Origin of the sequence: uncultured Candidatus Kuenenia sp. (assembly GCF_900696675.1) — a bacterium.
Taxonomy (GTDB): domain Bacteria; phylum Planctomycetota; class Brocadiia; order Brocadiales; family Brocadiaceae; genus Kuenenia; species Kuenenia stuttgartiensis_A.
On sequence record NZ_CAADGZ010000123.1, the window covers coordinates 1 to 10,177 of the forward strand.

The window sequence follows — 10,177 nt, forward strand, 5'->3', positions numbered from 1 at the left end:
ATAATTCCATCAACTTATTCATAAGTAGTGTCCTCCAAATTGTCTGATTACTATTTACGAGGATACTACTATACTTTATAATAAACTAAAAATCACCTTTTTGGTTGCGGCCAAAGGCCGCGCTAGGTTCTCTATGGCTTGTTTTTCCTCTTTTTCCTTTAAATATTCTGATCAATCGTCTATCTCTTTTCCCAGATAACAATCTTGAGACAAAATAGGATTTGCCTCATTATTCACATAACTGCCCGCAAATGTCTTCAAGAGTAAGACCTTCCCTGCCAGAGGTGTCCTTTCAATTTTCTTTTCTGATTGAAATACTGTGAGTATCTCATATGTAGTGTATTAAATGTGCGTGCAAGTAAATCCTCTTTCTCAGGTACACAAACAAAATGAACATGATTAGTCATAAGACAATATGCCCAAATTTTTAAGGGGTATTTTGTACTGTATTCCTGTAGCCATTGAAGATATTGCCTGAAATCTGATTCATCTTCAAAAACCGGCTGTTGATAGTTTCCCTCTTTGAGTTACATGATGTGGATAACCGGCGGCTACGGTGCTTGCAATTCGTGGCATAAAATAAACACATAACCATTTTACCCTGACTTGGTAATGATAAATAGTCGCTGTCCCTATTTTCATCGATAAACGGGCTTCCGGATTTGGAAAACCAAAGCCAAAACAGGATGAAACCATGAAGTTTTTGTGAATTTTATAAAAAGAAAGGATTGGTGTTGATATTAAGAATCTATGCCTTGACTTAGTAACAGGGAACGTTAGTTCCACATGTAATAAAGCTAAATACCTTCTTTAAGGCCGTCAAGCTTCCGAAGTATTTCATTTAATGTCTCCCCGCATTTGGCATAATTATTAATTATATCATCTATTAATGACTTATACACCATCTTTATACTTTCAGGCGCTTTATCAAGTTGCCCCGAAACACTTTTCAGGCTCAATGTGCTCAGATCCTTGCCCTCCATGCTATTACGGTAATAAATAAGCTGGCCTACCACACTTGATAGATCAGAAAGCAAAAAGGCGAGTTCACGCATAGATGCATGTATCTCCGTGGGGAGTTCATTAAGTGTTTTTATGAACTCTTCTTTTGATATGACCTCCGCCTTTACATCGGTAATGGCTATTGTAGACGCCAGCCTTCTTTTTTCCTCTAAACAAGAGAGTTTCCCGATAACCGCTCCTTTTCCCAGTTTCAATATAGGAACTTCCCTGCCGTTTATATTTTTTAGTAACTGTGCTTCTCCCTCCAGGATTCTGTACACATAGTAGGTAAAATGGCCCTCTTGTGCTATTGGTTCGCCTTTTTTAAAGACAGTTGTATCCATGGTATGCCTCGCTTTCTTTGTAAGTGTGTTAGTAAAAAAACAGACTGTATAGAATGGTCTCTCTCAGACCCCTTGCACAAATAGCGTTGGCAATGATAGCGTAACAGTTTTTAAAACGCAAATATTTTCCTTAATTACCAATATGAGTATTTGCGCCTGCTTGCTGTATGCTTCCCATATCTTTAAGAGATATTTCATCAACTGCAGACATGGACATGGTACGGCACAACTCTTATGCCCGAACAAAAGGGTTATCCGGAGTTTTTTGAGTTCTTCGTAGATATATGAGTTAATATCCGGGGTTAAAGGGATAAGTCCGGTTTTTTAAAATTTCCGGGTAGGAACGTCTCCGTTAATATAAGAGGATGCATCTTTTAAATCCCAGTAACACACGCAAATGGGTTAACACAAACGGCCCGTTTGGAAGACTGACAATATTCGCGTGGGAAGAAGTATTTTTCATCATGAGTTAATCTTCAGCAATCCTTTGAGGTGGGCTTCGATACATAAGGGTAAACCGGATAAATGATATCCTCCCTCCAAACAGGATAAAAGCTTACCGCCGCAATGTTTTTCCGCCGCTTCCACAACGATTTCAGTTAATGTATAAAAATGCTCTGTCTCAAGGTTTAAACCGCCAATGGGGTCTTTTTTGTATGCATCGAAACCTGAAGATAAAATGATGAATTCCGGCGCAAATCTGTTTACGCTGCCTTCTATTACCCCGGAAAACAATTCAATGTACTTTTGGGGGTGAGTATCCATAGACAATGGTATATTGATATTGAACCCTTTTCCATTTCCCTCGCCTGTTTCATCTTCTGCCCCAGTCCCGGGATAGAATGGATAGCGGTGCATTGAAAAGTACATTACCGTAGGGTCAACATAAAATGCATCCTGCGTGCCATTTCCATGATGAACATCCCAGTCGATTATAAGAATCCTTTTCTGTTGGTAATTTTTCTGCAGGTATCTTGCCGCAATGGCAACATTGTTAAAAAGGCAGAATCCCATACCCCTGTCAGGGGTCGCATGGTGTCCGGGTGGGCGAACAAGGCAAAAAGCATTTTTTGCCTCTCCTTTCATAATTAAATCTATCGCGGTGAGGGCTGCTCCTGCGGAATATAATGCGACATTGTATGAATGGCCGGACACGGCAGTATCACCATCTAACCAGCCGCCGCCGGAATCAGCAATTTGTTGAATGGTACTGATATACGTTTTTGGATGGATAAAGCCTATTTCTTCAGGTAACGCCGCACGGGGCTTTTCTATCGTTACGTGCGCCAAAAAATTATCGGACTCCAGATATTTAATGGTATTTTCTATCCGCCTGGCATTTTCAGGGTGTCCAATACCGGTATCATGTTCCAGGTATATATTGTCATATATCAGCAGTGTCATACATTTTCAGTTTTGTAAATGGGAAAAAATATCTCTTCAGGCTTTAATGCAAAGTAATAATAAAATATGGCATGAAAAAAGTTGGTAAACCATCTTATAAAAAGCACATATCTAAAGCAAGTTTTACTTGAAATTACGATTTAAATTTGTTATTTATAGCCACTGCCTAATCCGCGCTTAATGTTTTTTAACGTGCGGTATAATTGCCCGACTAACAGAAAAAAAGGAATGTTTCATTTATACTATATAACTTATCACCTGTTTATTTGTGTGACAGTGTATAGTTTACTTGAAAATTTAATCGTAATGAAATAGTACATTGGAGGTTTTCAAAAAGAATGAGAAATTTTCTATTAAATCTATTAGAACGGTTCGAGACAACTGTACACAAATTTAATGGAAATGGAAATGGAAACGGCAATGGAAAACATCCTATTCCAGAGTTGATTAAGCATGAATTGAGTTTGGAAAATACTTACTTCAGAACAACTGCATCTACAACGCAGAAAACAGAGAACCCTTTGGATGATTCGATAGACAGGGCGCAGAGATATCTCATCAATCAGCAAAATATAACGGATGGTCACTGGGTAGGGATTTTGGAGGCAGATACCACATTGACGTCCGAATACATTATGCTGATGCATTTTCTTAATAGGGTAGATTATGAAAAACAGGGTAAGGCTGTCGCATTTCTCCTGAAACAGCAACTGACCGACGGGGGTTGGAATATTTATTATGGCGGAGCAAGTGAGATCAGCGCATCGGTAAAAGCATATTTTGCATTAAAATTAGCGGGATATTCGGAAAATGAATCATTCATGAAAAAAGCGAAAGAATGCATCCTTGGCATGGGTGGAATCATGAACGCCAATTGCTTTACCAAAATTTATCTTGCCATGTTTGGCCAGGTTGATTGGCAGGCGGTGCCTGCCGTTCCGGTAGAAATGATTTTGTTCCCCGCAGGATTTTATTTTAGTATTTATGAAATATCCTACTGGTCAAGATGTATTGTCGTTCCCCTTTCTATTGCCATCGCCAGGAAACCACATGTTACCGTAGGCGATGATTTGCTGAAGGAGTTGTATCTTGTCCCGCGTGAAGACGTCGTATATCGTATAGAAAGGGATCAGGATGGGTTTTGCTGGTACAACTTTTTTATTGATGCGGATAGTATCTTCCGCCGGTATGAGCAGCATCCCATTAAATTCATCCGGAGAATTGCGATGAAGATGGCTGAAAAATGGTTGCTTGAACATATGGAAAAATCGGGCGGATTAGGGGCTATCTGGCCGGCAATGATTAATTCGATTTTTGCCATGAAGTGCCTTGATTATCCGGATGATCACCCCGCTTTGACCGCACAGATGAAAGAGGTGGAAGCGCTGGTTATCTATGAAGGCGATATGCTTTATTTGCAACCGTGCGTATCTCCGGTATGGGACACTGCATGGTCCATTATTGCAATGAATGATTCTGGTATTCCAGGGTCTCACCCTGTTCTGCAAAAAGCAGGTAAATGGTTATTGAGCAAGGAAGTCAGGGATTTTGGTGATTGGAAATTAAAGTGTAAGGTTGAGGAACCGAGCGGGTGGTATTTTCAATATGCGAATGAATTTTATCCCGATACTGATGATACCGGCGCGGTGCTCATGGCATTGCAGAGGGTCTCTCTTCCTGAAGACATGCATAAAGAAAAAACTCTTTTACGCGCCTTACGATGGCTGCAGGCTATGCAATGCGATGACGGAGGATGGGGGGCGTTTGACCGCAACAATAATAAAACGATTTTGAATAATATACCCTTTGCCGATTTTAATGCGCTTCTTGACCCAAGCACCAGCGATGTAACAGGCAGATGTATAGAATTTTTTGGCCGTATCGGATTTAATAAGACATATTTAAATATCAAAAAAGCTGTTGAATTTCTGAAAAAAGAGCAGGATGAAGACGGTTCATGGTTTGGGCGTTGGGGTTCAAATTATATTTATGGTACATGGTCTGTGATTTCCGGGCTGATAGCGGTTGGTGAAGATATTAATAAGGCATACATTAAAAAGGCAATTGCCTGGCTGAAGAGTGCACAGAACTCGGATGGCGGCTGGGGAGAAACAATAAAATCGTATGAGGACAGTGCCTTAAAAGGAATAGGCAAAAGCACTCCTTCTCAAACAGCCTGGGCATTACTGACCCTGATTACTGCCGGCGAAATAAAATCGTCCTCCACAGAGAGAGGAATAGATTTTCTTTTGTCCACTCAAAAAGAAGACGGTAGCTGGGATGAGAGAGAATTTACGGCAACAGGTTTTCCCAAAGTCTTTTATTTGAAATACCACATGTATCGCAACTATTTTCCACTAATGGCGCTGGGAAGATATCGCCACTTTACTCATAAATTGGCAACTTCTCAATAACTTGAGGTAAACATCCCATTGATCCCTTTACTAATGGGAAGACTGTGCTCTCGGCAAATTGCAGATTGCGGCCTGTTAACAAAATTTTTTATTACCATTTTTTTAACTAAGCCCCCATTTTGCCATTTCATAAATGTCTGACAAGCGTTTTCCCCCTTCCAGCACGACCGTTGGTTCGAAACCACAATGCATCATGCAATTTTCACAGCGCGGGTCTCGTCCTTCCTGGTATTTTTCCCAATCAGTTTGTTTCATATACTCATCAAAGGTTTTATAATGTGTGTTCGTGATAAGATAACAGGGGCTTTTCCATCCTGAATAATTACGGGTAGGATTACCCCAAGGCGTACATTTCAATGTTCTTTCCCCTTTTAAAAATTTCAAATAGAGGGGCGAATTTAATATTTTGTATTTTTTTGAAATACCATAAATAAACCCAAATCGTTCTTCTATTTCCTTTTGACAAAGAAAAATTGCATTTTCATTGTGTTCGAATCCATAACCAGGAGAAACCAGCATGCCGTCAACGCCAAGCCCCTGCAAAAATGAAAATAATTCCACAATTTCTTTTTCGCTGGTATCTTTAAATATAGTAGTATTTGTACAGACTTTAAAGCCTGCTTTTTTTGCTTCCCTGATGGCGTTTGTCGCCCGGTCGAATATTCCTTTGCCTGCTATTTTGTCATGCGTTTCCGCAAGCCCGTCTATATGAACATTAATATTGAGATATTTGTGCGGTTTCAGTTTTTTTAAAGCATCAACTAATAATATTCCGTTAGTGCATAAATAAACGTGCCGTTTCTCCTTTATTATCCCGGAGATAATTTTGTCTATTTCCGGATGCATAAGCGGCTCTCCCCCTGTTATGGTAACCACCGGGGTCGGGCACTCATGAATCGCCTGCATACACTCCCCAACGCTTAACATTTCACGCATGGTATCATGGTATTCCAGAATACGGCCACATCCTTCGCAGGCAAGATTGCAGAGATGGGTTACTTCCAGCATTAATACGAGAGGAAATCTTTTTTTAAATAACAACCTGTTTTTAATCAAATATTTTGTCAAAGAAAGGCTTAAAGCCAGTGAAACCCTCATTGTTGCATGTGCTCCGTTCCATAGTAGGTTTTAAAAAGGTACGCCAGTCAGGTGAAAATTCATAAGCAAAAATGCTATATTAATCAAGGTATACTGTCAAGTTTTATTTAATGTGTGAAAACTACTTCCGTTGGCTGTTTTTATCTAAAACAATGCCGCTTTAAGAGGAAAGAAAAATATATAAATGTAGACACTATGAACTGTTTTATGCTTGGGTTTGAGAAGATTCTTCGTTCTTACTTCCGGCAATTTTAACCTCTTTTCGAATTCCTCTGGAATCAAACTCCGTAATCAGCAATATATTATTTAAACGTTGAATGCGCTATGCCAGCCTCATGATAATACTATCTTTGATTTTATCGCGGATACTCGTCCCTAATGAATCAAACATTTCTTTATTAACTTTAACCACAAGAACAGTATCATCCGCAATAATAGTAGCGGTTCTTGGGGTCTTGATGAGAATTGATATTTCTCCAAAAAAAACGCCAGAAGACCGCCCTGCAATTGTATATGAACTTGTTCCTTTAACCACCTACACTTTGCCGGAGAGTAAGATAAAAAATGCGGAATCCATGTCTCCCTCCGAACAAGGTATTCTCACTTTTGAAAAATGATAAAATGCGAATTCAGACATACCATTCTATTTTTTCCCTGCATTGATAAGTTGCTAAAGAAAAGGGGTTTTTCTATGATGTTTAACATTCTTTTTAAATCTACCTGGTTAATTATTTGCATCCATTCATTCCTTAAAATAGGGGTACTCTGTTGGCTCCAGTTCCAACTACATATTGTAGTGATTGGTCTACATCCCCTCATGGGTAGTCTTTCACGCCCCAATATACCGTATCATGGGGCTACTGGAGATAACAAAATACCTCCATATTTGTTATTTGACAAAAGGCTTTCATTTGTTATAATCCCCGCTGATTATAAGATTTACTCATTGTTGCATGCAAGTGTTAAACATTTATTAGGAGAATTATAATGCTTTTTTGGCAAAAAATGAGTATTTGCATGTTTTTCCCCCTTCTTTATTTCATGAGCGGATGTTATTCTCCACCAACAATTCCACCAACATCGACTATTATGAAACCAAGCGCGAAACTACCTGAAAAAAAATTGGACTTCTACCTGAGCAGCGATATTAAAAACCAATTGGAACGTTGTTTTGTTCGCGACTGGAAGTACATTGTTGTCCATCACAGCGCATCCGATACCGGAAGCGCTGAAGAATTTGATAAATATCACCGGCAATCGCGCGGATGGCAAAACGGGTTGGGATACCATTTTGTTATAGGAAATGGAAAGGGTTCCGGCGATGGTGAAATTGAAATGGGTGATAGATGGAAAAGGCAGATAGATGGTGCACACGCAGGGATAAAGGAATATAACCAATTTGGCGTAGGAATATGTCTGGTAGGGAATTTTAATAAAACGTATCCTACGCAAGCACAGATGAAATCACTTTCCGCATTAGTGGAATACATACAGGAACGTTGTCACATCCCTACTGATAATGTTCTTATGCACAGGCACTGCAAACAAACCGATTGCCCTGGACGGAATTTCCCCTATTACAAACTGCTTGCCAATACCTTTCAGTAAGTAACTTCTAAATAAATTTATGTAAACAACTCCACTGTTTTGCTTCCTTTTTTAATGGGGAATTTCTATATAGTCAGCACACTGCAATCTACCGTCGGCAAATTGCAGAGTGTGGACTATAGAAATTATTGCTAAAATCTAAACTTATTGAGAAGTTATTTCAGTAACAAAAGGTAACTATTCAGCGTAATTTATTAAACTACAAGAGATCAGAGCGCAACTCGTTCCCAAACAGATACTTCACTATGCTCAGTACAAGGTTTGGAACGAGACGTGTATTGTTTACGCTGAATAGTTACAACAAAAGAGTATAGTTTTTTAAGAGATGAATTTTTACCATTTCGGCCAAAAAACAAATGATACCAATCCGAGACCGAAATCCATCCGGAACATTCCCGCTTATCACGGTTATTATTATCCTTATAAACGTACTGACCTTTCTTTTTGAACTCTCTTTAGGAAGGAATTTAACATATTTCCTTTTCACCTATGGCATAGTTCCCCTCAAAATTTTCCAGTCGGCGGATATCCCGGAGGTGAATATGGCAAATACATATTTCCCTTTCCTGAGTTACATGTTCCTCCATGGCGGGCTTATTCATCTTTTAGGTAATATGTGGTATTTGTGGATTTTTGGAGATAATATCGAAGACATATTGGGGCGTTTCGGCTTCGTGGTTTTTTACTTAATTTGCGGCATTGGTTCAGCGGTGGTGTATATTTCCTTTAACCGCCAGTCAGGTGTGCCTTGTATTGGCGCAAGTGGCGCGGTTGCGGGTGTATTGGGTGCTTACATGATAAGCTATCCGCGGGCGCGTGTGCTGGTTTTGCTACCGCTCTTGTTTATCTTTGAATTGCCGGCGTATATTGTATTGGGATTCTGGTTTTTCATACAATTTTTTAATGGTACGGCGGCCATTGCAAACACCCGGGATGGCGGCGTAGCGTGGTGGGCACACATCGGGGGTTTCGTGATAGGAATTATTCTCATAAAACTGTTTCCCAGAGCATACTACCGCCATTATTAACAATCATTCCGATTAAATCTTATATCATGCGGTACCAAATGCAATGCTCACCAAACAACCGTTTTTCTCATTGTTTTTCTTCTGCGCCCGTTCTTTTTCTTAGCGGAAAGGGTGCTATTCTCCGACAAAAGACAATGCCAGCATCACCAACACCCCTAATATGAAAAATACTAACTGGAGGATTGATTTCGTAATTTTCACCTCTCTGTGCAATTCCGGTATAAGGTCGCAACTTGCAATATAAATGAAGCCTCCCGCGGCAAAAGGCACTAAAAAAGTGGTTAATCCCTCCACATAAGATCCCATTACCAGGACGATAATTGCGCCGAGTATGGCGGTTAATGCGGAAAGAAAATTGAAAAAAAGCGCCTTTATTTTACTGAATCCGCCATGTAATAAAGAACCGAAATCTCCAACCTCCTGGGGGATTTCGTGGAAGACAACTGCCATTGTCGTGGCAAAACCTAGCTGAATGCTCACCATGTAACTTGCTCCGATGATCAATCCATCGATAAAATTATGCACGGCATCTCCAAACAACACCATTAAAGAAAAAGGGTGGGGATGTTCTTCTGTTGCTGGTATGTGGCAATGTCGCCAGCGGACAAATTTTTCTACGCTAAAGTAGACAACTACCCCGCATAAAACAAACAGGGAAGTGCTTAACCGAAAGGTTGAACCTGCTTTTTCAACGGCCTCCGGAAGCAGGTGTAAAAAAGCGTTGCCAAGTAAGCTTCCTGCGGAAAAACTAACAAAATAAATAAGGACTTGCTTTAGATTCGTTTCTCTAAATGATAACGTTACAACCCCTATCAATGAACATATACTGATAGCAAAAACACTTGCCAGCGTATAAAACCATACGGTAATCATTTTTAGTATATCTCTCTATTAATCATTAATACCTTATCAGTAATTTTTTGTAACTATTCAGCGTAAACTATTAAACTACCGAAGTACAACCCGTTCTCAAACCTTGTACTAAACATAGTGAAGTATCTGTTTGGGAACGTAGGTAAAATCCAATGCCCAAATCCCTGTTTGGAATCTGGAATTTATTTGCCATTTGTTCTGCGAATAGAAGGCTGGATTGAAAGTATAAAACGTTTGGTTCTGGTTGCAAACCTGAACCCGCCGGGATCTTTTAATCTGTACTACTATCCATCAATTTCTTGTTTTTTATGCGTGTTTTTCATGCCGCCATTTCCGTAAGTGCTTTAATATCAAGGGCTGAAGCGGTCATCAGTGAACAAGAGAACTTCTGGCCTTTCTCCGTCAA

8 protein-coding genes are annotated in these 10,177 nt (G+C 39.8%); 4 read left to right on the forward strand and 4 right to left on the reverse strand.

Annotation, left to right across the window (positions count from 1 at the left end):
* Nucleotides 1-797 precede the first annotated feature (797 nt).
* Together QZT26_RS14310 and QZT26_RS14315 are read right to left on the reverse strand one after the other, a co-directional pair.
* Complete coding sequence (locus QZT26_RS14310; RefSeq protein ID WP_164995679.1) at nt 798-1,346, reverse strand: cyclic nucleotide-binding domain-containing protein; 549 nt, start codon at nt 1,344-1,346, stop codon at nt 798-800.
* A 462-nt stretch (nt 1,347-1,808) separates the two neighbouring features.
* Nucleotides 1,809-2,750, reverse strand: a complete 942-nt coding sequence (locus QZT26_RS14315; protein ID WP_099325361.1) for a histone deacetylase — start codon at nt 2,748-2,750, stop codon at nt 1,809-1,811.
* A gap of 338 nt (nt 2,751-3,088) precedes the next feature.
* Between QZT26_RS14315 and shc the strand changes: the two genes are divergently transcribed.
* Nucleotides 3,089-5,164 (forward strand): squalene--hopene cyclase, encoded by a 2,076-nt coding sequence (shc, locus tag QZT26_RS14320; RefSeq protein WP_295103103.1) that lies wholly within the window; start codon nt 3,089-3,091, stop codon nt 5,162-5,164.
* Between the two features lie 102 nt (nt 5,165-5,266).
* On the opposite strand, the gene hpnH is transcribed toward shc, so the two are convergent.
* Nucleotides 5,267-6,262, reverse strand: coding sequence for an adenosyl-hopene transferase HpnH (gene hpnH / locus QZT26_RS14325; protein ID WP_099325359.1), 996 nt, complete (start codon nt 6,260-6,262; stop codon nt 5,267-5,269).
* A 335-nt stretch (nt 6,263-6,597) separates the two neighbouring features.
* On the opposite strand from hpnH, the gene QZT26_RS14330 reads away from it, so the two are divergent.
* The 3 genes from QZT26_RS14330 (at nt 6,598) to QZT26_RS14340 (ending at nt 8,898) form a co-directional block, all read left to right on the forward strand.
* Nucleotides 6,598-6,879: a hypothetical protein gene (locus tag QZT26_RS14330; protein WP_230409970.1), complete on the forward strand. Its 282-nt coding sequence runs from the start codon at nt 6,598-6,600 to the stop codon at nt 6,877-6,879.
* A 370-nt stretch (nt 6,880-7,249) separates the two neighbouring features.
* Nucleotides 7,250-7,870 carry a peptidoglycan recognition family protein gene (locus QZT26_RS14335; protein ID WP_099325356.1) on the forward strand — a complete coding sequence of 207 codons (621 nt, stop codon included), beginning with the start codon at nt 7,250-7,252 and terminating at the stop codon, nt 7,868-7,870.
* 356 nt (nt 7,871-8,226) lie between these two features.
* Complete coding sequence (locus QZT26_RS14340; RefSeq protein WP_164995681.1) at nt 8,227-8,898, forward strand: rhomboid family intramembrane serine protease; 672 nt, start codon at nt 8,227-8,229, stop codon at nt 8,896-8,898.
* 114 nt (nt 8,899-9,012) lie between these two features.
* Here QZT26_RS14340 and QZT26_RS14345 read toward each other — a convergent pair whose 3' ends face one another.
* Nucleotides 9,013-9,771: a ZIP family metal transporter gene (locus tag QZT26_RS14345; RefSeq protein WP_099325354.1), complete on the reverse strand. Its 759-nt coding sequence runs from the start codon at nt 9,769-9,771 to the stop codon at nt 9,013-9,015.
* Nucleotides 9,772-10,177 lie beyond the last annotated feature (406 nt).

Bases quoted from the DNA above. Each gene is read 5' to 3' on its own strand.
- QZT26_RS14310 (WP_164995679.1), bottom strand. From the start codon at position 1,346: ATGGATACAACTGTCTTTAAAAAAGGCGAACCAATAGCACAAGAGGGC.
- QZT26_RS14315 (WP_099325361.1), bottom strand. From the start codon at position 2,750: ATGACACTGCTGATATATGACAATATATACCTGGAACATGATACCGGT.
- shc (WP_295103103.1), top strand. From the start codon at position 3,089: ATGAGAAATTTTCTATTAAATCTATTAGAACGGTTCGAGACAACTGTA.
- hpnH (WP_099325359.1), bottom strand. From the start codon at position 6,262: ATGAGGGTTTCACTGGCTTTAAGCCTTTCTTTGACAAAATATTTGATT.
- QZT26_RS14330 (WP_230409970.1), top strand. From the start codon at position 6,598: ATGATAATACTATCTTTGATTTTATCGCGGATACTCGTCCCTAATGAA.
- QZT26_RS14335 (WP_099325356.1), top strand. From the start codon at position 7,250: ATGCTTTTTTGGCAAAAAATGAGTATTTGCATGTTTTTCCCCCTTCTT.
- QZT26_RS14340 (WP_164995681.1), top strand. From the start codon at position 8,227: ATGATACCAATCCGAGACCGAAATCCATCCGGAACATTCCCGCTTATC.
- QZT26_RS14345 (WP_099325354.1), bottom strand. From the start codon at position 9,771: ATGATTACCGTATGGTTTTATACGCTGGCAAGTGTTTTTGCTATCAGT.